This window comes from Paenibacillus hubeiensis (genome assembly GCF_032334105.1).
GTDB lineage: Bacteria > Bacillota > Bacilli > Paenibacillales > Paenibacillaceae > Paenibacillus > Paenibacillus hubeiensis.
The window spans coordinates 26,212-48,729 of record NZ_JAVYAE020000002.1; the positions used below are offsets into that span (position 1 = coordinate 26,212).

18 protein-coding genes are annotated in these 22,518 nt (G+C 48.8%); 14 read left to right on the forward strand and 4 right to left on the reverse strand.

Annotated elements, in window-relative coordinates; translation table 11 throughout:
• Window positions 1-13: 13 nt before the first annotated feature.
• Window positions 14-1,921, reverse strand: a complete 1,908-nt coding sequence (locus tag RSX24_RS06845; protein WP_343260091.1) for a serine hydrolase domain-containing protein — start codon at window positions 1,919-1,921, stop codon at window positions 14-16.
• Window positions 1,922-2,215: 294 nt separating this feature from the next.
• Here RSX24_RS06845 and RSX24_RS06850 point away from each other — a divergent pair, with 294 nt between their 5' ends.
• From RSX24_RS06850 to RSX24_RS06865, 4 genes are all read left to right on the forward strand, one after another.
• The gene (locus RSX24_RS06850; protein ID WP_236412050.1) at window positions 2,216-2,938 is read left to right on the forward strand and encodes a response regulator transcription factor; all 723 of its coding nucleotides are present in this window, start codon (window positions 2,216-2,218) and stop codon (window positions 2,936-2,938) included.
• Window positions 2,935-4,005 carry a sensor histidine kinase gene (locus RSX24_RS06855; protein WP_343260092.1) on the forward strand — a complete coding sequence of 357 codons (1,071 nt, stop codon included), beginning with the start codon at window positions 2,935-2,937 and terminating at the stop codon, window positions 4,003-4,005. Before RSX24_RS06850 ends, RSX24_RS06855 begins: the two co-directional genes overlap by 4 nt.
• Before the next feature lie 45 nt (window positions 4,006-4,050).
• Window positions 4,051-4,311 (forward strand): hypothetical protein, encoded by a 261-nt coding sequence (locus tag RSX24_RS06860; protein ID WP_343260093.1) that lies wholly within the window; start codon window positions 4,051-4,053, stop codon window positions 4,309-4,311.
• Window positions 4,312-4,383: 72 nt separating this feature from the next.
• On the forward strand, window positions 4,384-4,566 hold the full coding sequence (locus RSX24_RS06865) for a YjfB family protein (protein ID WP_343260094.1): 183 nt from the start codon (window positions 4,384-4,386) through the stop codon (window positions 4,564-4,566).
• 109 nt (window positions 4,567-4,675) lie between these two features.
• Here RSX24_RS06865 and RSX24_RS06870 read toward each other — a convergent pair whose 3' ends face one another.
• Together RSX24_RS06870 and RSX24_RS06875 are read right to left on the reverse strand one after the other, a co-directional pair.
• Window positions 4,676-6,025 (reverse strand): response regulator transcription factor, encoded by a 1,350-nt coding sequence (locus RSX24_RS06870; RefSeq protein ID WP_343260095.1) that lies wholly within the window; start codon window positions 6,023-6,025, stop codon window positions 4,676-4,678.
• Window positions 6,013-7,734, reverse strand: a complete 1,722-nt coding sequence (locus RSX24_RS06875) for a sensor histidine kinase (RefSeq protein WP_343260096.1) — start codon at window positions 7,732-7,734, stop codon at window positions 6,013-6,015. Before RSX24_RS06875 ends, RSX24_RS06870 begins: the two co-directional genes overlap by 13 nt.
• Window positions 7,735-7,982: 248 nt before the next feature.
• Here RSX24_RS06875 and RSX24_RS06880 point away from each other — a divergent pair, with 248 nt between their 5' ends.
• Genes RSX24_RS06880 through RSX24_RS06900 form a run of 5 tightly spaced genes read left to right on the forward strand, consistent with a single transcriptional unit; the run spans window position 7,983 to window position 14,257 of the window.
• Window positions 7,983-8,936 carry an ABC transporter permease gene (locus tag RSX24_RS06880; protein WP_438286786.1) on the forward strand — a complete coding sequence of 318 codons (954 nt, stop codon included), beginning with the start codon at window positions 7,983-7,985 and terminating at the stop codon, window positions 8,934-8,936.
• 18 nt (window positions 8,937-8,954) lie between these two features.
• Entirely contained in the window at window positions 8,955-9,824 is an 870-nt protein-coding gene (locus RSX24_RS06885) for a carbohydrate ABC transporter permease (protein WP_236412062.1), read from the forward strand.
• Window positions 9,825-9,843: 19 nt separating this feature from the next.
• Window positions 9,844-11,529, forward strand: a complete 1,686-nt coding sequence (locus tag RSX24_RS06890) for a type 2 periplasmic-binding domain-containing protein (protein ID WP_343260097.1) — start codon at window positions 9,844-9,846, stop codon at window positions 11,527-11,529.
• Window positions 11,530-11,556: 27 nt separating this feature from the next.
• Window positions 11,557-13,269, forward strand: coding sequence for a discoidin domain-containing protein (locus RSX24_RS06895; RefSeq protein WP_343260098.1), 1,713 nt, complete (start codon window positions 11,557-11,559; stop codon window positions 13,267-13,269).
• Window positions 13,270-13,315: 46 nt separating this feature from the next.
• A complete protein-coding gene (locus RSX24_RS06900) occupies window positions 13,316-14,257 on the forward strand; it encodes a family 43 glycosylhydrolase (RefSeq protein WP_343260099.1) in 942 nt (313 codons plus the stop codon).
• 101 nt (window positions 14,258-14,358) lie between these two features.
• On the opposite strand, the gene RSX24_RS06905 is transcribed toward RSX24_RS06900, so the two are convergent.
• On the reverse strand, window positions 14,359-15,186 hold the full coding sequence (locus RSX24_RS06905) for a sugar phosphate isomerase/epimerase family protein (RefSeq protein WP_343260100.1): 828 nt from the start codon (window positions 15,184-15,186) through the stop codon (window positions 14,359-14,361).
• A 299-nt stretch (window positions 15,187-15,485) separates the two neighbouring features.
• On the opposite strand from RSX24_RS06905, the gene RSX24_RS06910 reads away from it, so the two are divergent.
• The 5 genes from RSX24_RS06910 (at window position 15,486) to RSX24_RS06930 (ending at window position 22,284) form a co-directional block, all read left to right on the forward strand.
• Window positions 15,486-15,926 carry a MarR family winged helix-turn-helix transcriptional regulator gene (locus RSX24_RS06910; protein ID WP_236412073.1) on the forward strand — a complete coding sequence of 147 codons (441 nt, stop codon included), beginning with the start codon at window positions 15,486-15,488 and terminating at the stop codon, window positions 15,924-15,926.
• Between the two features lie 21 nt (window positions 15,927-15,947).
• On the forward strand, window positions 15,948-17,897 hold the full coding sequence (locus tag RSX24_RS06915) for an FUSC family protein (RefSeq protein ID WP_343260101.1): 1,950 nt from the start codon (window positions 15,948-15,950) through the stop codon (window positions 17,895-17,897).
• Between the two features lie 215 nt (window positions 17,898-18,112).
• Complete coding sequence (locus RSX24_RS06920) at window positions 18,113-18,745, forward strand: spore coat protein (RefSeq protein WP_343260102.1); 633 nt, start codon at window positions 18,113-18,115, stop codon at window positions 18,743-18,745.
• 405 nt (window positions 18,746-19,150) lie between these two features.
• Entirely contained in the window at window positions 19,151-20,863 is a 1,713-nt protein-coding gene (locus RSX24_RS06925) for a sensor histidine kinase (RefSeq protein WP_339273004.1), read from the forward strand.
• Window positions 20,860-22,284, forward strand: a complete 1,425-nt coding sequence (locus tag RSX24_RS06930; RefSeq protein WP_343260103.1) for a response regulator — start codon at window positions 20,860-20,862, stop codon at window positions 22,282-22,284. Before RSX24_RS06925 ends, RSX24_RS06930 begins: the two co-directional genes overlap by 4 nt.
• Window positions 22,285-22,518 lie beyond the last annotated feature (234 nt).

Here is a 22,518-nt window from a genome sequence, read left to right on the forward strand (position 1 = left end):
GAGCCTCCATGAGTCAACTATAATGTAGAGGAAGCATGTTCCAATAAAAAAGAAAAGCAACGGTGAGCAAGCTGAGGCCGGCGATCAGGCATGAAGTCAAGGAGGGCACGATCCGATTGCGAATGTGCGGTTGCAGAGGCCTGAGCTTCATGACGGCGATATACCAAGCACGAACCAGCCCGATGAAGGGCAAGGCCGAGAAACACCAAACATACCACCAGGGATAACCGTGAATCATTGCTTCCGAATTGCCATACAACAATTGCCCGGACAAGTAACAGGTAAATATGGCAGCAATCCATGTAGATGAACAGGCCGAGGCAGGGCCGAATCGTTTGGGCGAAATAACACGCAGCAAACAGCGGACGACCCCGATGACGAATAAAAGCACCCATGACACCGCAATCGTAACATATATGGCTAATGATGTGGCAGGATGGCACCACCAGGGAGGTTTTTCAGCCAAGGTAACTCCCTGAGTAAAACTCATACTCCATTCATCGCGACCCTGCTTAAACGAAACGGTATTGTCGCTTTCTTGTTCCCGAAACAGTCCGGTGCCTATGGGCTCATAGATGCGACTTTCCTTCTCCCCCGGCCCATCCGGAAAGATCCCATGGATAACAAGGTGGTTCTCCGATGCGCTCACTTCGTAGTCCCTTGTCCCAAGCCACCGCAGCCACTTGCCCCAGCCATGCAAAGGTCCAAGCGTCAACGTATAGGTCCGGGCATATTGCTGCAGCTGGGAAGAAACCGGCGTTTGATTCACTTTAAGCTCTTGTCTTGCTTCAGGAAGAAGCTGAACGATGGAGGATATGATCGAATCGTGCAATTTCCCGCCTTGCGACGGTGCGTTGCTAATGACGAATATGCCCAGCTTGCGGGAAGGCACGAGCACCATTTTGGCCGAAAAACCGTTAATATCGCCAGTATGGGACAACGTCAACAGCCCGCTTCGCAGCCGTGTACGGAAAAAACCGTACCCTACGCCTTCCAGGTCGGGATGCTCGGCAAAGTGGCGTGCCTGCATTTGCCGCACCGTGTCGGCATGAAGGAGACGTTTCCCGCGAAACATGCCGTCATTTAATTGCGCAATCATGTAATGCGCCCATTCCATCGGCACCATGCTTACGCCTCCGGCACCCGGCATGTTGACGTATGAGTGGGGGAGAGGGACATATGATCCGTCCTCAAACGTGTAAGAACGGGCCATGTCCGGTGAGAGAGGGGCTGAAATGCCAGCACTCGGCATATCCAGCGGCTCGAAAATATACCGGGACATATAATCATCGATCGGTTTTCCCGACACATCCTCCAGCAGACTGGCGACTAGGCCATAATTGGCATTGTTATAGGCAAATGCTTCGCCGGGTAGACGAACAGGCGGCTGCTCGTCGAAATAATGCTTCATGAATGTCCTAAGCTCCACGGCTTTGGAGGGAGAGGCGGCCTCTACGCCGTACATGGCATCATCCAGACCTGCCGTATGTGTGAGCAAGTGATGCAGTGTGATGGGCTGCTGCTGGAACATCGGGACATGGAAGGATGAGAGGTAACGGTTCACGTCTTGATCCAGCGATACCTTTCCCTGTTCCTCCAATTGCATAATGGCCGTTGCCGTGAGGCTTTTGCTTAGCGATCCGACCGGCAGAATCGTTCGTTCCGGGTCCATCGGCACGCCATGTTCAACATCCGCGAATCCGTATCCTTTCTGGAAAATGATCCGATCTTGCAGCGTGACAACGACGGCGACGCCAGGAATGGACTCGCGCGCCATTGCCTTTTCCACGGCCGAATCGGCCGCCTGCTGCAACTCGTGCGGGCGAATCGCTTCTTGGGCTGCGGCCTGATCCGGGAAGTATCCCATCCCCATGATCGTCATGAGCAAGGCCAGCAATATAGAAGACCATCGGTGTTTCATGTGTTATGTGCCTCCTCAAGCAGAATAAAGTTCCTATATAAACCGCCAAAAACATCCACACGTTAACGGAGAAGGCAGGAACCAATCTGGGGATAACAGCGATCGGAAGATGGTACTGCACTTGCAGTGCCCTAGTGTGATTGATTCGTGCGGTTTATATCGTTGGACCCATTGTAAGGCCGGATTCTTTCATGGGACTGTCACGAATCATAAATTAACCTTACAAAATACGCCAAGAGAGGATGAGCATGATACACTGGGATTATGTACAAATGATGGAAGAGGGAGATTGGCGTGGAACGAACGGTGCTTTTGGTGGATGACCATCACGAGATTGTGGAATTGCTCGGCTTATTTCTGGCTAAGGAAGGCATTCGTGTGATCGAGGCCCATAATGGCGCAGAGGCATGGGCGTGCTTGCATAACGAGCGAATCGACCTTGCGGTGCTGGATATTATGATGCCAGGCATCGATGGGATCGAGCTGCTGAAGCTGTTGCGCACGGAATATAAGCTTCCAGTCATCATGTTGTCTGCCAAAAATCGCCATGATGACAAAATCAACGGACTTCTGCTTGGCGCCGATGATTTCATCGGCAAACCTTTTAATCCGCTTGAGGTTGTGGCCCGAATCCGGGCGCTGCTGCGGCGGACGTATGATTTTAATGACGTGTCCCTATCCGATCAGAAGGTGGAGAGTGACGAAGTTACGGTGGTCGGCGAATTGCGGCTGAGCCACCGGGACTGCATTCTGTATAAAAAAGAACGCGCCATCGCGCTGACCGCGATGGAATACAAATTGCTTTCCATGCTGATGCAGGCGCCCGGCAGGGTGTATACCAAAAAACAGCTCTTCGAGCAGGTGTGGTCCGATCCTTATTATGAAGACGCCAATACCGTCATGGTTCACATTTCCAGGCTCAGGGACAAGGTGGAGGAAGATCCCCGAAAGCCGATATATATTCAGACCATTCGGGGGCTTGGATACAAGTTTGCCAGAAAAGAGGATATCCCTTGAAGAAGGAAAAATGGTTTGATGCCATGCTGAAGTCGGCCGTCTGGTTTGCAGCAGCGCTAAGCATCGTGATAGGGGTCTTTGTGCTGCTTGTGCTTGATGTGGAAAACCAGACTTTGGAGATAAATCATATTCATCTCACGTTGTTGTTCGGTGGATTCGGCGCTTGCTGCGTGGTCTACAGCTTGTGGAGTGCGAGACGGGTGACGAGACCGCTCGAACGGATCGCTTCTGCCATTCAGGGAATGAAAGAAGGAGAGTATGGAAAGCGCCTGGACATCGATGGTGGTTATGAATTTGAGGTCATTCAGAAGTCGTTCAACGAGATGGCGGAAGGACTGGAACGGGCACGGGAGGACAACCGCAAGCTGGAACGGGAAAAAAGACAAATGCTTGCCGATCTGTCCCACGATTTGAAGACACCGATCACCATCATCCAAGGATATGCCAAAGCCCTGGAGCTTGACATGGTTGAGGGCGAAGAGAACAAGGTCAAAACGTATCGTTTGATGTATGGCAAAGCGGAGCAAGTTACCGCGATGATCGACCAGATTGTCATGTTGTCCAAGCTGGACAGGCCGGACTATCCGCTCATGCTGGAACATACGGATATTGCCGAGTTGACGAGGGAGGTTGCTGCGGAATTTTACGAGCTCTTCGAACTGGAACAGTACACGTTGGAAGTGGATTGCGCCCCGGAACACCTCATGGCGGATTGCGACTTACGCTTGATGCATCGGGCGATGTCCAATTTGCTGTCCAATGCGATGAAGCACAATCCGCCGGGAACGAAGGTAACGATCGAACTAGCGGAGATGGGAGATCTCGTTTCATTGGCGGTGGAAGACAACGGCGTAGGCATTCCGGCGAATTTGACGGACGTGATCTTTGATCCTTTCGTACGAGGGGATGCCGCACGGACGGAGGACGGCGGTACAGGACTCGGGTTGTCCATCGTCCGCCAGATTGCGGAATTGCATAGGGGAACGCTTCATTTAAACGGTACGTCTGACGGGACGAGATTTGAACTGCTTTTTCCCAAGTCCATGTCAAACAGAAGAACGGAATGAAGGCTTTACGCCGCAGCTCCGGAGAAAAGGAAGGGATGGATCGACATGTCGGAATATATGAAAGTCGAATTCGAGATCAGAGCTCTTGGAGCGGAGTCAGTTCCGGGTTATGAAAGCTGCTATCGTCAGCATGAGATTGCCAGAATGCTCCGGTTGCCGGAAGATACGACATTGCGACAGATTGAGGAGATCGCCAAAAAGCTGATTGCAGAGGTCAAAGAACAGTATTCCCAGCCTGAACAGCTGCTTGTAAAGGTAACGATTCGAGGCCGAGAAATGGATGGCGAGCTGAAGGTTTTGGGGTAAGGCTTTCAATTTGCACACGTTCAACCGATATATAGGAGAGACCCGAATGTAGGGGCGAAAGGAGGAGAGAGGATGGATATTGCCGCTTTGTCGATCGCAATGAACCAAACTTCGCTTGCCCAGTCAGCCAGCTTGCAAGTGTTGTCCATGTCCAAAAATATGGCGGAGCAACAAGGCCAACAGATGGCCGAGATGCTCAAGACGGTTCCGGCGCCGCATCCGAATTTGGGCGGAAGTCTGGATATTTCCGTATAAGAACATCAATGAGTTCGTGCAGACGAATAAACCCTTGGATGCCAAGAAGTCGCTTCCCTTGCGACTTCTTGGATCGATGGAAATGACAACGGCAGCGTAACTTTCCGCTTCATTGATGGATTGTGTTTCTGCGGTACTGATAGGGCGTAACTCCGTATTTTTCCTTGAACAATTGGATGAAATACTGATTTTTTTTGTAACCGACCATGTGGGCGATGTCGGCGATGCGAAGTTCGGAGTCCTGCAGCAGTTGTGAAGCTTTTTCCAACCGTTTCCTGGAGATGTAGTTAGAGACGTTTTCACCCGTTTCCTGTTTGAAAAGTTTGGAAAGGTAGACAGGATGAAGATGGGCGACTTTCCCCAGCTCATCCAGGCTGAGTCCATGAGCCAGATGGTCTTCGATATGCCTTTGCACTTTCGTGACGATGTTCTGAATGGACATCTGCTTGCTGCTGTTGATCCGGCTGACGCTGCCCTTTAGAATCGGCCAAAGTTCGTCGGGATTCCGAAGCCGATTGAATATCCAATCCGCGGCTTCAGAGGCATTCCGATGTTGATCTGCAAGATATATATCAATAATCCTCTCCATAAGAAAGATCATTTTTTGTTTTCGGTGAACGATTCGTTCATATTGATGAACAACATTGTTGAAGGATTCCCATTCCCCGCATGACGGCAATTGTTTGAATACCCGTGTAAAGTCGTCTGATGATACGTCCTCATTCAGGAAAAATTCATAAAACAGCTGTCGGGTTTCGTTGCGATCGTTCAATGAAAACGGAGGGGACAAGACCGCGTGATCGAACTGATCGGCCAGTTTCCCCGCGGCGTCTTCCGGAACAAAAGCGATCAGCCGCCTGCCTGCAGTCCAAACGAGACGGCTCCATTTGTCCCCGACAGCATCCTTTAAACGACTCACATCCTCTGGGGAACAATCCTCTGCCCTGAAACCGCAAAAACGATGCTGCCCTAAACCTTCCGAATAAGCAGCGAATTCCTTCTTTAATGCCTCGTTTTCTCCAAGAAGGGAGAGCACATATCCCAAACCGTCAAAGTTGTCCCATGAGGCAGGTTGAACGGGCCTTGTCTTCACAATGTGTTGGATGGCTTTAGACATGGCTTTCTCGACGTCATCTTTATCCACGGGTTTCAGTAAATAGTCGAGTGCCCCTAACCGGATGCCTTGCTGCGCATAATCGAACTGCGAATAGCCGGAAAGGATGATGACTTTCGTCGGCAAACTGTTTATGTGAATATGTTGAAGCAAATCTAATCCCGAAACCTCAGGCATGCGGATATCCGTGATCAAAATATCTACAGGGCTTCGATTCAGCATGTCCCTCGCTTCGATCGAATTGGTCGTCGTTTCAATCTGGTCGATGCCGAAGGCTTTCCAATCCAGCAAGTGTTTCATATACTCGACGACATAATGTCCGTCATCCACGATTAATAATCGCATAGGCGTTCCCCTTTCTCTATAGGCATCTCGATCAGCAGCAGGACGGACAAGCCGCCCCAATCATTCACGGAAAATTGCAATCCGCTAGCCTCTCCGTACGTATTTTTCAAGCGCCGGTTCACATTCCAGAGACCCACGCCTCTTGTCCCTTCCGGCGGGGTAGCGTGTTCAAGCTGAGCCTCCAAACGGCGAATTTCGTCCGGTGCAAGCCCTTTTCCGTCATCCGACACTTTGATTAGAATGGCTCCTTCCGCCCTTCTGATATCGATGGTTACCCGATGGGCTCCCTGCTGTCCTTCGATTCCATGTTGAATGGCGTTCTCCACGACGGGCTGAATCATGAGAGGCATCAGGGGGGTGGAGGCCAGTTCCGGCGGTACATCGATGTTGTACTCGATCTTTTTGCTGAGCGTCATGATGATGAGATAGTGTTCCGCAAATTGCAGCTCGCTTTCCAGAGTGACTTCATGCTGATCCAATTTGGTTAAATAGCGATAATACTCGGCCAGATGTTTGCTCATACGCATGACGGCATCCGGAGAGAATTGGGCCACCGACATGATGAAGAACAGACTGTTATACAGAAAATGAGGATTAATCTGGGCTTGCAGCTGTTTCAGCTCCGCACTTCTTCTCAGCTCCGTTTCAGTCTTTAAAGATACGAACAGACCCTGAATTTCCGCAACCATGTGGTTAAAGCTCCGGAAGAGGCCGTAAAATTCGTTATCGGTGTTTTCGGTAATGCGCGTGCTGTGATTGCCCTGCTCGACCTGCAAAAATTTTTTCTCCATTAATCGGATATTGCGGTCGTAGTTTCGGTAAAACGTAAAAATGACAACCAGGCCGAGCGTCAGCACCGCTAAAATGCTGGCAAGGAAAACTTTGCGGCTGCGGTCGAGCGGTTGCAGAAAATCATTCGTGCGCGTATATGTAATCAGGTAGGCATCGATCGGTTCTATATATCGGGAAAGAACATAGTAATCGTCCGAATTTGTATGATAATCATATTTTAACGTTGCGTCCTGCCCGGGCGAAAGCATATCCGTAATCGCTTTCAACAAGTCGGTATCGACTTCTCCCTCACTCCACAACCGCTGCTGATTAAACAGGAAAAAGGCGTTGGAGCTGTCATTGTTCACCGCCTTTTTTAGCAGGCTTTTCAAATAATCGGTATTCAGCTTTACGCCGACTACATACTGAGCCGGTTCCGTTTGCCCGGATTTATGGATGTAAGGGTAGATGGCAAAGTAATACAAGCTGTCGCCCTGGATTTGCCATCCCTGGCGATGAACCTTTTGGAAAGGAAGCCTCGCTTCAAGCGTATTGTTGGTCGACAGAAACGTTTCTTCGGACGTCCAGTAAATACCGATCGATTCAATGGATCGGCTGGACAGGAGCGTTTGCCGCAAACGGTCGACGATGTCATTTTTTTTCATTTGCGAATCGTAATTGCTCAGCTCGATCACATGATTCTGATAGAAGCGAACATCGCTGTCAGCCGCAAACTGAACCCCGTACATGTTTGCCTCATACATAATCCCGTCAAGAATGCCCTTCACGTAATCAAGCTGGTTTTTGGAAGCGCCGATCAGGTTTTCTTCCAGCGTTTTGGAACTCAGGCGATTCATCACGAAAAACAAACTTAACGTCAGCAGCAGAAAAAATACAAAAAAATAAATAAATCGTTTCATGTACATTTTTTTGATCATAGACGTTCCCTTTCCGCAGCAAAACTTGAGTGACGGCGTTCCCGTATCGAATTAGCTATATCATAAGATAAACTGTCAAAAAGCGGAAGAGTGGGATGTGCATTTTAATAAAAGCGGTTTCAAAATGATTCAGGTTGAGGTGATGATCTTGAAATGTTGGCATTTTGGCATGTAAGCGCTTTTGTTAAGCTAAATACGAGGATCGCATTCCAAGAGTCGTCATAAAGGAGGTATGCAGTATTAATGACATCGGTTTCGCAAAATCGGCCAAAACAACGATAACAGCCGTTTCCCGGCGAAATTCATGGAAAAAGGAAATCAAGAAAAACTGGCCGTTGTATGTACTATGTATTCCTGCTATTGTGTTTGTCTGCATTTTTTCTTACGGTCCCATGGTAGGTTTGCTCATGGCGTTTCAGGACTACAAACCATGGCTGGGCATTAGCGGCTCACGGTGGATCGGGTTGGAAAACTTCGAAAGAATATTTCGGTACGACGAGGCGACTCAAGCGATCGTCAACACGCTCATAATCGCCGTTTCCAAAATTATCGTCGGCATTATCGTTCCGATCATTATGGCCATTCTACTCAGCGAGCTGCGAAATGTCGGCATCAAAAAAAGCGTGCAGACACTGGTTTATCTGCCGCATTTCCTGTCCTGGGTCACCGTCGCAGGATTGATGATCGACATACTCGGATTAGATGGGGGCGTCAACCAGCTATTGACGTGGATGTTCGGCAGCGATCCGATTTATTTTTTGGGGGACCCTGACCTGTTTAGATTCACGGTGGTGGTCAGCGACGTTTGGAAGAGCTTCGGGTTCGGCATGATCGTCTATTTGGCGACCATTGCAGGAATCAATCCTTCCTATTATGAAGCGGCCGAGATCGACGGCGCCACGCGCCGGCAGCAAATTCTATACGTCACCTTGCCCAGCATGCTGCCGATGATTATCGTCATTTCTACGCTCAGTCTGGGAAATATTCTGGACGCGGGATTTGATCAGGTGTTCAATTTGTACAACCCGCTGGTCTACAGTACGGGAGATATCATCGACACATATGTCTATCGTTCTTCCTTGCTGAACGGACAGTACGGGTTCGGGACCGCGGTAGGACTGTTCAAATCGGGGATCAGCCTGATCTTGATCGTCGTATCCTACAGGCTGGCCTATAAGTATGCCAATTATAAAATATTCTAACAGGGAGGGAGAGGGCTCGTGTACCATAAGACGACAGGCTATAGAGTATTCTCGGTGTTCAACTATGCGTTTATGATTTTGGCGGGACTGGCGTGTTTTCTTCCGCTCCTTCATCTATTGGCGCAATCGCTCAGCAGCAAAGCGGCCGTTAGCGGCAACCTGGTGTCGTTTTGGCCGGTCGGATTCAATGTGGATAGCTACGTAAAAACGTTCAACAATTCCAATTTCATCGGTTCCATGCTGACATCCATCCTTCGAACGGTTTTGGGCACGTCAATCAGCATGTTTATCCTTACCTGTGCAGGATATGCCCTCTCCAAGGAGTTCCGGGGCCGGAACGCGCTGATGTGGTTTTTTATCTTTACGATGCTCTTCTCCGGAGGATTGATCCCTTCTTACATTTTGGTGACAAGCCTCGGGTTGAAGGATACCATTTGGGCGCTTGTGCTGCCGGGAGCGTTCGGAGCCTACAATCTGATTCTTCTCGTCAATTTCTTCAAAACGATTCCAAAAGCGTTGGAAGAAGCGGCATTTATTGATGGAGCGTCCTTTTTCGCCATCCTCAGCAAAATTTATTTGCCATTGTCTCTGCCGGGACTGGCGACCGTATCCCTGTTTATTATGGTGGGGCACTGGAATTCCTGGTTTGACGGGATTTTGTACATGTCGGATGCGAGCAAATATCCGCTGGCTTCTTTTCTGCAAACGGTGGTGGTGCAGAGCAACATGCAGAATATGGCCATGAGCCAGGCCGAAGTCGAAGCCATGTCGGAGCAAAGCATTAAAGCAGCCCAAATTTTCGTCAGCACGCTGCCGATCATATTGGTCTATCCTTTTTTGCAGCGATATTTCGTGAAGGGCATCGTGCTGGGGGCTGTCAAAGAATAAAGCGAGGGGGATTATTTCAATGAAAAAAAGAAGTAATGGTTGGAAAATGGCAAGCATGATCATGCTGTCGACGGCGCTTGTTGCCGGCTGCAGCGGTGGAGAAAGCCAAACCGTCGCCACGACGGAATCGGTGCTCAAGGACGGAAAATACGATCCTCCGATCACGATGACGATTGCGAAACAACAGGATGAAAACGCGGGCAAATACATCAATGGCGAAAGTTTGAACGACAATGTGCTGACCCGTTGGGGGGAGGAAAAGCTGGGGATCAAAGTCGAAACCACCTTGCTGGGCGGTGACGCTTCGCAATACAATACCAAGCTGCGGCTGGCGCTCACGGGCTCGGAGAAGCTGCCGGACGTTCTGCCGGTGTATGACACCATGCTGGTGAATGATTTGATCGAGTCCGGGCGGGTCAAGGAAATTACCGAAGATATCGCAGCTTACATGCCTGACCGGATTAAAGAAATTTACAAACAATACCCGTCGACCTTCAATCCGGTTGTCAGGGATGGCAAAGTGTACGGGATGGCGATCGCGCCGAATTTGACGGAAGGCGAAGTCATGCTGATCCGCCAGGACTGGCTCGACAAATTGCAGTTGAAGGCGCCGACGACGATCGAGGAATTCGAGCAGGTCATCGCGGCGTTTACCAATGACGACCCGGACGGCAATGGCAAACAAGATACATACGGCTTTACGTTCTCCGGTAAAGATTCGTACAACACGGGTTGGGTCAGCGATCCGGTCATGATTTTCAGCGCATATACGGGCAAACATCTCCCTCGCCAATGGTATAACGATAACGGCAAACTGACCTATGGATCGGTGGCCGCCGGCAACAAAGAGGCGCTTGCAAAGCTGCGCGATTGGTATGCCAAAGGGTATTTGAACAAGGAACTAGCCACGCAGGGTGCGTGGGACGCACTGTCGGATTTTACCCAAGGGAAAGCAGGCATCATCATCGGTCGTCCTTGGCTATACGGCAGTGTGATGGATGTGGAGAAAAATATAGAGGGAGCGAAAATCAGCGCTTATCCGACCATTCAAGGCGTGAACGGTGACAAAACCTATCAATCCGCCCAGCTGAATGATGGCGTGTTTATGTTTAACAAGGATTTTCAGAACATGGAAGCGTTCTTCCTGTACTACGATAAAATGTACGATGCCGCGTTCGGTACCGGAGAGTTTAAATACGGCTACGCCCAGGGATACGATTATGATATCGTCAATGACGAAGTGACGTTTGATCCGCAGAAATTCAACAAGCCTTTGGATGCCGTGCAAGGCGTCGGGAAAATGGCATTTACCAAAAATACGCCGAGTGTAGACGGCCCCGGCAAATCGTATTACGATCTGGCGAATGGTGCGAAGCCCGATACGGGCGTCCTGATCCGAAGTGCATCAAGTGATCCAACGACCAAAGACGGGTATCGGATTTCATACGAAAACCGGGATGCGTTGCTGCCAAATGCATTTAATGGGCCGCCTACACCAACGATGCAAAATGTATGGGAGCAGTTGACCACGATGGAACAGGAGACATTCACCAAAATCATTTATGGCAATGAGCCGCTTGAAGCGTTTGATGCCTTTGTCAAACAGTGGCACGAAAAAGGCGGAGACGACGTGATCGAAGAAGTCAACGAATGGTACAACCAGGCGAGCGAGACGGATGTCATGGCCATGATGAAGTTGAAATAAAGTTTGGTTAGAGGGAGATGATGAAGCGTGATTAAAGGGAAACAAGGGATGGCGATCGTCATTGCATTGTTGTTGCTGGCCTTTCATTTTTCGTCCTCGGCACAAACGGTTCATGCTGCCGGCGAGGAAACGAATATTGCCGCAACCCTGTTTGTGCTGAAGAACGAATCGGAAGTATCCAATGCCAAAATACACTGGGCACCTGTCGACGGAGCGACGGGATACGAGCTGTTCAGATCCGAAAACAATGAACCTTTTGCATTATTGCAGACACTAGGCGGAACTACGACGGATGATTATGACCTTAACATGGGCAGCACATACAGGTATCAAGTGAAGGCGTATGCCGGCAATTCCTTGTTAACTTCCGCCGTTTCGCCCGAATACACACCTTACGTCCTTCCGGATAACCTCACCACATTTGATAATACAACAAAATCAACCCTAAACCTTCCGAATGAACTTAAAGTCGGGGATACCTACTACAGGTTCAATTTCGTGCAAAAGCCATCTGGCGGATTTGGCCAAATGATCCAACAGACGTCGACCGACGATATAACCTATGGGAACGACAAAGTGGTACTTTCCTATACGGATCATCCTGACCTGGCCGATTCCAAATTTGAGGGTATCAATATTCTGTACCATGCGCCTACAAATAAATTTGTATTTTGGGCCCACTACGAGAACAGCAGGGACTACACGCTGGCCAGAGTATCGGTGGCTTCAGCGACGCCTGGAGAGCACTTTACGTTTCACAAAAGCTTTCGACCGGAAGGAAACGAGTCCAGGGACATCTCCATTTTCAAGGACGACGACGGTTCAGCCTATTTGATCTCCACGGCGAATAACAATTCGGATACGATTTTGTATCAGTTGACCTCCGATTGGCTGGACGTGGATCATCAAGTTTCCGTGATTTACCAAAACCAACATAGGGAACTGCCGAAAGTCATCAAAAAAGACGGGATGTATTATTTGTTTTCTTCCCAGGCTGCCGGCTGGTATCCAAGCATACCGATGTATTCCTCGGCCACAAGCATGGATGGGGAATGGTCTGAGCTGCGCGTGATCGGCAATACGTCGACCTTCTCGGCACAATCGGGCTCCGTGATGCGGGTAAAGCCAAACACCGGCGACAACGTCGTGATGGTGGCTTATCGCTGGATGTTCGGTTGGGCAGGTACGCAAAACGGTACAACCGAGGAACGATTGCTCCCTGTCTGGTTCTCCAATGGTTACGCATTCTATGATTACTTTGATCAAATTCTGTACAATGCAAACGATGATGTCGTCGTTCCCGTCCAGAACGGCAAACTGCTGTCGCAAGGCAAAGAGGCCACGGCGCAAACGGCGTCGGGAACCAAACCGGCCGGCTACGCCAATGATGGAAGCTACCAAACCGAATGGACCGCCGCAAGCAGCGCCTGGCCGCATTGGTGGAAGGTAGATCTGGGCTCGGTTCAACAGATCAATAACGTGCAGATTTCCTGGTGGATGCAAAAAGGCTCTGAAGGATTCTACAAGTATAACATTGAGACGAGCACAGACAATGTCCATTGGACGGTAGCCTTGGATCGGACCGGCAATACGTCTTACGGCTTCACTTCCGATAGCCTCTCAAATACGGCCAGGTATGTGAGAATAAATATGCAAGGCGCAAAGCTGCACAATAACCCTAACAACTGGTATACTCCAAGGCTGTGGGAAGTGAAGATATTCGGAACGGACATCGATTAACGATTTTTTTCTAAAACATGAAGTGAAATAGAAGGGAGGCAGCGGCGTGAATACTAAACTAACCAATGGCGGCATTTGGAATGATATAAACGGTGAGCCGATCCATGCCCATGGCGGACATATCCTGTTCCATGACGATTTTTATTATTGGTATGGCGAAGACCGTAGAGGCGATATGTATGTTAGCTGTTATCGTTCCAAAGATCTATTCAACTGGGAGTTTCGAAATCATATCCTGACGACTTCAACTCCGGTGGCGCCGATTAGAGTCCGAACGAATCTGGGATTAGTGAACGAAAAGGGTGGAAAAGTCAATCTGGAGCGGCCTAAGGTGCTCTTTAATCCGGCGACAAAGAAATTTGTTCTCTGGGTTCACTATGAAAACGGGAACGATTACCACGACGCTGCATGCGCCATTGCCACATCCGATTCTCCCGATGGCCATTTCGTGTATCATGGCAGCTTTAATCCCTTTGGGTATATGTCGCGGGACTGCACCCTTTTTCAGGATGATGACGGTACTGCCTATTTTATTTCGGCTGCCAGAGACAATGCGGATCTTCATGTTTATCGGCTGCAGGAAGATTACCTTAATGTCGAATGTCTTGTCGGGAAGCTGTGGCAGGGTGAGTACCGGGAAGCGCCTGCCGTCTTCAAGCGAAATGGGAAGTATTATATGCTCACCTCTTTTTGCACGGGTTGGGAGCCGAATCAAGGGAAATATGCGATGGCCGACTCCATGGAGGGTCCGTGGAGCATGCTTAGCGATTTCGGGGACGAAACGACGTACCATACCCAGCCCGCCTTTGTACTGAAGCGGTCGGAGCAGGAATTCCTGTACTTTTCCGATCGCTGGAACGGAGCCGATTACTTTCAATCCAGCTATGTGGTATTGCCGATCGAATTCCATGGGGACGTTCCGACCCTGAATGATTATTCTTCGTTTTTATTCGAAAGAGAAACCCGTTCGATGATGTTTGAACGTTAAGAATTGCGGTTAATGTAAACAAACTACAATGGACTTCTTCGCAGAACAAGCCGGAAACCTTGGTTTCCGGCTTGTTTGCAGCTCTTTCATTACTCCATCCGTTACAAAGCTTCGAACACGCGATCAAAACCCGCTTTCGATTTGGCGAACAGTTCGCTTGAAGCAAGGGCCGGTGCAGGCGCCAGCACTTCTTGGGCTACAACGCCCGTGTAACCAATGGCCTGCAAATTTTTCAGGAAGCCCTTCAAATCGATGACCCCCTCGCCGGGATATAAGCGTTCATGATCAAGCAATTGTTCAATCGGCAAATCGTAGGCATCATTGATATGAACGTGAACAATCTGCTCCTTTTTCAAATTCAGCACCTCTTCGATCCGTAAACCGTTCGTATGCCAATGATAGGAGTCTACCAACAAGCCTACGTTGGGAACATGAATGGCATCGATCCAGTCCAGGGTATGCTCCACACTCCAAATAAACGGATTTTTCCATTGGGTCCGCAAATGATGGCAGCCCACGAACTCCAGCCCGAGCCGAATACCGTAGGCGCCCAAAATATCGGCGCAAAGTCTCAATCTTCTTGTAGCCGCTGCCATAAATGGCGCCGCCGGCTGGTCCGTCGAAGGTAAAACATAGGTGCAGCAGTTGAAACAATTCAGCGCAGCAGAGGCTTCGGCCATTTCAACCAGAGATGGAAGGCCTTCGCGAAATTGCTGTTCCGAGTTTCTCCAGTCCACCGTCAAATCCGATGAACCGATGATGATCTGATTGCTTTCCAACAGGTGTGCGGCCTGTTCCTTGCCATATTGTCGAACCAATGAGAGCGGATTCAAATCGACGGACTGGAAACCGTGCTTTGCCGCATCTGTAATATACTGTTCATCCGACTCGATCTTTCCCAAACCAGCCTTCGTTAATCCTCTAATCATCCTCATCGCCTCCTGTGAACGTCACTAGTCAGATATGCAACTACTCCTGTACCCAATCCACTCAAATTCAGGATATACATTCATAATAACAGCAGCATCCAAAAAAGAAACGATATAAGTTGAACGAATTATTTTTACACGGAGCTACTAGGTGGTCGGAACCATCGTCCGATCGCGGTTAACCCCAGATTTTTTTTGATCCGCTTAGTGCAATGTTTGCTTTTTCTCACGATAAATTCTAAAATTAATATGTATACGAATTATATGTATACTAATCAATTTTGAAGGTGGAGACACTTATGAATCTTAGCTCCGAAGAATTATATGGATATGCTTTAACGAAAACAAGCAGAGCGATTCTTCGTTTTCTTACAGGCCATTTAAAGCGTTTTTCCATTACGCCCGAACAGTGGACGGTATTGAAGAGGGTGTTTGAGCATGAAGGCATTACACAAAAAGAGCTGGCTGTCATTGCGGATAAGGACCCTGCCACCTTGGCAAAAATACTGGATAACCTGGAGAGGAATCGGCTGATCGTTCGCCAAACCAATCGTCAGGACCGTCGTTCATATTTGATTTTCATTACAGAAGATGGCACGAAATTAAGAAACGAGGTCGAAAAGGATTTGGAACAGGTTTTCGATCAAGTATTGGAAGGGATTACGGAGGATGAATTAACCATGTTCAGCCGTGTATTATCCCGCATCGAAAAAAATGCGATAGCCCATACCCAAAATTAGCTTGAAACAGAGGTTGGTAAGATGGATCATCAACAGACTCATGACAACAGAAGGCGGGCAAAGCATCATTTTCCGAAGAAAACAACGGTTAAAGAAGCCTTTCGAATCAAACCTAGCCCGTTAAACTGGTTCAGGGGAGTCGGCTCTGCGATCAGTGTGGGCATTCCCTCGTTGACCGGTTTTTGGATCGGAGACCCTGCCCTCGGCATATTGGCATCCGTCGGAGGTTTCACCTTTCTATATGTAACTAATGAAACATATTCACAGCGAGCGGCAAGATTATTCTGGGTTGCGCTTGGATTAACCGCTTCATTTGCGCTTGGCGCGTTAAGCTCCTATAATAACATGTTTATGGTGCTCATGTTTGGGGTCATCGGAGGGCTGGCCACGTTTCTGTTTCAACGTTTTCAGATGGCCGGCCCTGGCGGCATGTTTTTTGTTCTCGCTTATTCGATCGGCACCTCCATGCCGCATGAACCGAGTGCTTTGGGCCCCAATGTGCTGTGCGTATTGTGCGGCGCGCTCTTTGCCTGGATCGTCGGAATGGCGGGAGTGCTCGTAAAGCCTTACGCTGCCGAGACCAAGGCGGTCTCTGCCGTCTATCATAGCCTGTCGAATCTGCTGTCCTCCATCGGAACGGATCATTATACGGAGCGGCAGCATCAGGCGGCGTTTCTCATGAAACAGGCGGATCGGACATTATCAAATGCCTATGTTTTTGGGAAACGGAACGATAACCCACGCGCTTTGGAAAAATGGAAAAGATTGAACGCGCAAGCCGGCGTAATATTTCTTTCGATTCTCGATGTTTCGCTGGAGCCGAAACACGAGATCGAAGATCAACTCGCTGAAACGCTGCGGATCATAGGCAATCAGCTCCATCAGAACAACAGCGAGAAGCATTTCGACGTCCGAATGCCCGAGGAGGGAAGCAGTGCTTCGCTTATCGCATTATATTCAAACGTGAAGTCCGCGGTTGAGATGAACTGCGATACAACTCATTCGGTTCTTTCCCCTAAGCCCGCTGCGAATATCGATTTCCGTTTCAGTGACAATTTCCAAAACGCGTTCAACAAGCAATCCCATTTGCACTATGCCGCTCTCCGTTATGGAATCGTGCTTTTGATTTCAGCGGCTATTGCCTATGGTTTTCATTTGAACCGTTCGTATTGGGTTCCTTTATCCGCGGCTGCAGTCATGGGTGGCGGAACTTACGTCAGCAGTCTGCATCGGGGGATACAGCGTTCCGCGGGCACGATGATTGGCATTTTGGTCGGTGCGGCCTTGTTATGGCTGAAACCTCAGGGGGTATGGGTTCCGTTAACGTTGGCCGGGCTTCAATTTATTGTCGAACTGATCTATGCCCGAAATTACTCGTTGGCGGTTATTTTCATCACCCCCAGTACGTTGCTGATCGGAACGACAATTAATCCGGCGCTGACCAGCGGGTATTTCATATCTGCTCGAATCGTCGATATCATCATCGGGAGCTTCGTGGCCATCGTCGGAACAACGCTGTTATGGAGGAAGATTTATTCCAGACGACTGCTTGCCGTATTGTCGGATGCCGTTGCGAAGGAAGGGGAAGCCTTGATTGCCATGTTGAAGAGTGAACGTGCAGAGCTTAAAGAGTCCAAACGACAGGAGCTTCAACACGCCCTGCTACGGCTTCGCTCGGTTTATGACAGTGCGTTTGCCGAGTCGATCAGCAGGGATGCAAAGATCACGAGCCTTTGGCCGGCCGTGGGGGACTGTTTGCATCTCGGATACATGCTGCTGGCAGCGTCCCGCCATCCTGCCAGGGAACCGATGCCGGAGGCACGGACGATGGAGTACGGTCGCTATTTCGAAAGGCTTGCAAACTCCATTAAAGCTAAGAAGAAACCCGTTATGGACATTCCGGAGCTGCCCGAATACCCTGCCATCTATGAAGATATTGCCCAATTTCAACGTTCTTTGCGCATCATTTGATGGCCTCAGCGAATCCTATTGGCTGGTTGCATCCTCATCTGGAAGGATCCTGGTTCCATGCAATACCAATAATTATTCCGAATAGTTAAAGTCAGGATGCTCATAATATCGGTGGACTGACAAATAAGGAACAGGTGATGGCCAAAGGCGAAAATCCGGACCTAACACTGTTCCTTGTGCAGCTAATCGACCAAAAAACAGGAGGCAATGCGCGAATGCAACTGCAAAACCAAAACCATCAAAACATGCACACAGGAACGGTTCCCCCACAACTGAATCATGGCGGCCACGAGATGTTTGACGTTCAGGAGGTGCTTAGCGGAGCGATCAATACGCTGAACACGTATACCTTGCTGAGCGAACACGTGCAAGATCCTGAATTGAAGGACATTTTACAACGTCAAAAACAATTCATCGCCGATGAATACAATATTACATTGGATTGTTTCAAATCCGGTCAGAATCCATCCAAAGAAACGCAAAGCTACAAAATGAAACAAGGCAATGATTTTATTTTTGGCATGAAACCAAGCCAACCGAGAAAACCTATGCAGTCGGCATCGGAAATTTGTGACCAAACCATTTCCAATTGCATGCTGAATGCGGTCAAATCAGGAGCTGTCATGAAAACGACGGCAGCGATGGAAACCACAAACCCGGTTGTACGCCGCGTCCTGGCCGATTCGCTGCCGAATTGCATCGAAATGGCCTATGAAATCTCGATCTATCAAAATAAACGCGGTTTTTATCAAGTCCCTCAGCTGGCTCAGCAGGACATGACGCAAATCCAAAACGGCTTTGCTCCTGCGCCGATCCAGTCCATTCCGGGTACAAACTTCACGCATTAAGCCGTTTGAAGCACATGGATTTCGGGGAAGTACAGATATGTTGAAACAGAGAACCTTTGCTGATGAGAATCAGCAAAGGTTTTTTCGTCATTGTTAAGCGATTCATTCCGTAACATTTTTTTCTGTATTACGATTCAACATTGATTTAACTCCCAGCACGTATGAAAGCGTTTGACATATTTGAATATCGATCTATAATTATGAAAAGAAATTGGACTTGGACGGCCGGAGATAAAAGGGTCCCTGGTTTTTTCTGCCTGAATGGATTGAGATGCCGACAAGCTTCAAGTAGGCCGATGCCTACGGGGAAAAAGATAATCGGTACAGCTGTATGGATATAAACAGCAAGCTTCCATAACCAGGAGCTTGCTGTTTCATTTTTATAAGGAGAGAGAGCAGGCCGACATGACACTTAAAAAAAGAATTTTTTTATTGTTTTTTCTCAGTGCGTTTATCCCTTTTATCAGCATATTCGCGATTTCTTACTACACCATTGATTCCATTTTCGCCAATAAAATCGATGATGGCATCCGCAGCAATCTGCAGCAGGTGACGTCCTCGCTGGAGAATTCGATCACGAATATGAATCATGTCACACAGCAGTTGTCCTATAGCGGAACTTTGGGCAAAAAATTGGATGAATTTTTGAAGCCTTCCGCCGATATTTTTGAATTGATCGAGGCCAGAGATGCATTAAAGAGCGAGCTGAACGTCGTTACGTTTACGAATCCGAATATCGGCTTGACCTTGTATTACTTTCAGAAAGAAGGCACGACCCAGTTCGGCAACTTTCCGATCAAAGATCGTTTTGCTCCCGAGTCTCTGCCCGTACTTTTCAAATCATATGGCATTGCGTACTATGGTCCTCATACCAGCATGAACCGATTCGATGATCAACTGGTGTTGTCTGCGATGCGAAAAGTACAACTGCCTCAAAGGGACGATGTGTATATATACGTGGAATCCGGTTTTCGCCTGACACAGGAAACGCTTGGCTACAATCAATACAAAGGCGCTTTATCGCATTTGATCCTGAATGGGGAGGGTAACATCGTTTATAGTGAAATACCCGAAGCCATGAGAGTCGGAGAAAATTTCTCCAGCTTGTCGGAAGGGGCGGCCAAAGACGGAATATCCCGTGGTTATCATTGGTTCAAGGAGGATTCCTCGCAGAAATGGAGCGTCGTATCCGTCATTTCGCAGGCTCAGTATCAACAGGAGAAAAGCCAGTGGCTGCTTCAAATATTGCTGGTCGCTTTATTTTTCCTCGGCTTTACCGTGTTTCTTGCTTGGCTGCTGTGGAAGATGGTCTACAAACCGCTCGGCCTGTTCCATTCGGAGATCAACGGTATGTCTAAAAATCCGCAAACGACAGGCAGCCAGGCTCGCACGCAGATTCCCGAATTTGATTTTCTGCTCGGTGAATTTTCGAATATGCAGCATCAAATCCGGGCCCTCTTCAAGGAAGTGCAGCAGAAAGAGAAAATACGTGCCGATCTGGAAGTGGAAAAGCTGCTTTATCAGATCAATCCGCATTTTCTCATGAACACGCTGGATACGGTGCACTGGCTGGCCGTCATGAACGGACAAGGGGAAATCGACAAGCTGGTGCAGTCTTTGAACAAGCTGCTCTATTACAATTTGGGCAAATTAGGGCAAGTGTCCACGATGGAAGAGGAGATCGATGCGCTAAGACAGTATCTGATTTTGCAGCAGATTCGGTATGACTTTGAATTCGACGTCCGCATTACCGCGGATGAACAAGTCCTTCAAATCCCTGTACCCCGTTTTATTTTGCAACCGCTGGTTGAAAATTCGCTTTATCATGGATTGAGCGACGAAGGTTTTATTCAAATTGAAGTTACGCGTACGGCAACGTTGAACATTATGATCCAAGACAACGGAGCAGGCATGACGGAGGAGGCCATTCATAAACTGCTGAACAATCGTGTGGCTGAACAACAAAAAGTAGGAATGGGCATCGGACTCAACTATGTCCACCGCATGCTGCAGGCACAGTACGGGGATCAGGCACGACTGGTGATTGAGAGTGAATTGGGAACAGGGACAAGCATATTGCTCATACTGCCTATTAAAGGAGAAGAGATCTCGGCATGATTAAGGTATTGATTGTGGATGACGATAAGCTGGTACGCAAAGGCATAAGCTCTGCGATGCCGTGGAGCGAGTTCAACATGGAGGTTGTCGGAGAAGCCAGCAACGGGTCGAAGGCGCTGGATTTCCTGAAATCCCAGCCGGTCGACCTGATGCTGACGGATCTGGCGATGCCGGTGATGTCGGGAATTGAACTGATGCGAGCTGCAAGGCAGCTTTATCCGGAGCTGCATATCGTCGTGTTGACGCTGCATCAGGATTTTGATTATATCCAGGAAGCGCTCAGGCTGGGAGCCATCGACTATATAGCCAAGGTTCAGCTTGAGAAAGAGCAGTTCGAACATGTTTTGCACCGCATCCGTTCCCGAATGGACGAGCTGGCCAAAACAAATCGAAAGCTGCCTCCGCTGCATGAACTCAACGTTCATTACCGGAAGGTATACGCACTGGTTTCGCTGGATCGCAAATCCGAGCAGCGGTGGCCGTTGGAACTGACTGCCCATGGAGATGAGATCAGGTGGGAGGTTGAGCGGAATAGCTGGATGTGGGCGGCACCTGAACACAGAGAGGATCAACTGTTTCAACAATTGCAGCAATCCCTCAATCAAGCTCCTCAAGGTACGCTGCTGGTTATATCCGATATCCAGGAACGAACGTGGTCGCAAATCCAGAACTGGATTATGAATTATACAGAGACGTCTTTATTCTATGCCTACAATCCGGATGACCCGGTCATTGCCGTTTCAATGAATGAGGAAGACACCTTTCCTGAAGAACCGAGGGATGAGGACATCGATCGAATTAAGCAAAGTTGGTTCCAAACCCCATGGACCCACCATGACGGTTACTATAACCAACTGATTGAACAGTTCAAATCATTGCGATTGCATCGAGGCCAGCTGATGGGATTGCTGTACTCGATCGTTATGGAGTGGAACCGCCTTTTTGCCCAAACGACGCTTGGAAGAATCTCCATGATCCATTCTTTCCAGTCCTGGCACGAGGTAGAGGCTTGGATCAAACAGACCGCTTCAGGCATTCGAAAGGCCGATGAACAGACTTCGTATTCACAGGAGATCATCGATGCCGTGAAAAAAGCGGTGATGATCGTGCAGCATAATTTGGACCAGGCGTATACAGCTTCCGGCCTCTCCCAACAGCTCAATATCAGCCGAAGCTACTTCAGCCAATGTTTCAAGGATCTGATGGGGAAAACCTTTAATGAGTACTCCCGATTCATACGAATAGAGAAGTCCAAAGAGTATTTACTGAATACGAATAATACGATTTTTTGGATTGCAGAGCGGGTAGGCTATACGGATGAAAAATATTTCAGCCGCATGTTTCGCGAACTGACAGGCATGCTGCCAAGCGAATATCGGCAGGCCGGGAGAGGGGATAAACAGCAAACCTCTTCCAGATGACCGACGATCTAGACGAAAAAAACGAATATAAAGGTCAAGGAAGCGGGCTGGGTGACCAAATCCCACGATGATCGTTGAACGCCGTCAGATTCCTGTTTCAGGAGCTGCCGGTTTTTGTTTTTTGACCGACGAATCGCATGGATAGACGATTGTATGTCAGTAGGTAGGATAAATGTTCACAAGTGAACCGCTGTTTCAGGGATTCCGGTTGAAACTGTAACCATTCTTCTATCC

What these genes read in the sequence shown, in the direction of transcription:
- RSX24_RS06905 (WP_343260100.1), bottom strand. Translation starts at nt 15,186, where the DNA reads ATGATTAGAGGATTAACGAAGGCTGGTTTGGGAAAGATCGAGTCGGAT.
- RSX24_RS06910 (WP_236412073.1), top strand. Translation starts at nt 15,486, where the DNA reads ATGAATCTTAGCTCCGAAGAATTATATGGATATGCTTTAACGAAAACA.
- RSX24_RS06860 (WP_343260093.1), top strand. Translation starts at nt 4,051, where the DNA reads ATGTCGGAATATATGAAAGTCGAATTCGAGATCAGAGCTCTTGGAGCG.
- RSX24_RS06930 (WP_343260103.1), top strand. Translation starts at nt 20,860, where the DNA reads ATGATTAAGGTATTGATTGTGGATGACGATAAGCTGGTACGCAAAGGC.
- RSX24_RS06925 (WP_339273004.1), top strand. Translation starts at nt 19,151, where the DNA reads ATGACACTTAAAAAAAGAATTTTTTTATTGTTTTTTCTCAGTGCGTTT.
- RSX24_RS06875 (WP_343260096.1), bottom strand. Translation starts at nt 7,734, where the DNA reads ATGATCAAAAAAATGTACATGAAACGATTTATTTATTTTTTTGTATTT.
- RSX24_RS06845 (WP_343260091.1), bottom strand. Translation starts at nt 1,921, where the DNA reads ATGAAACACCGATGGTCTTCTATATTGCTGGCCTTGCTCATGACGATC.
- RSX24_RS06890 (WP_343260097.1), top strand. Translation starts at nt 9,844, where the DNA reads ATGAAAAAAAGAAGTAATGGTTGGAAAATGGCAAGCATGATCATGCTG.
- RSX24_RS06870 (WP_343260095.1), bottom strand. Translation starts at nt 6,025, where the DNA reads ATGCGATTATTAATCGTGGATGACGGACATTATGTCGTCGAGTATATG.
- RSX24_RS06865 (WP_343260094.1), top strand. Translation starts at nt 4,384, where the DNA reads ATGGATATTGCCGCTTTGTCGATCGCAATGAACCAAACTTCGCTTGCC.
- RSX24_RS06920 (WP_343260102.1), top strand. Translation starts at nt 18,113, where the DNA reads ATGCAACTGCAAAACCAAAACCATCAAAACATGCACACAGGAACGGTT.
- RSX24_RS06915 (WP_343260101.1), top strand. Translation starts at nt 15,948, where the DNA reads ATGGATCATCAACAGACTCATGACAACAGAAGGCGGGCAAAGCATCAT.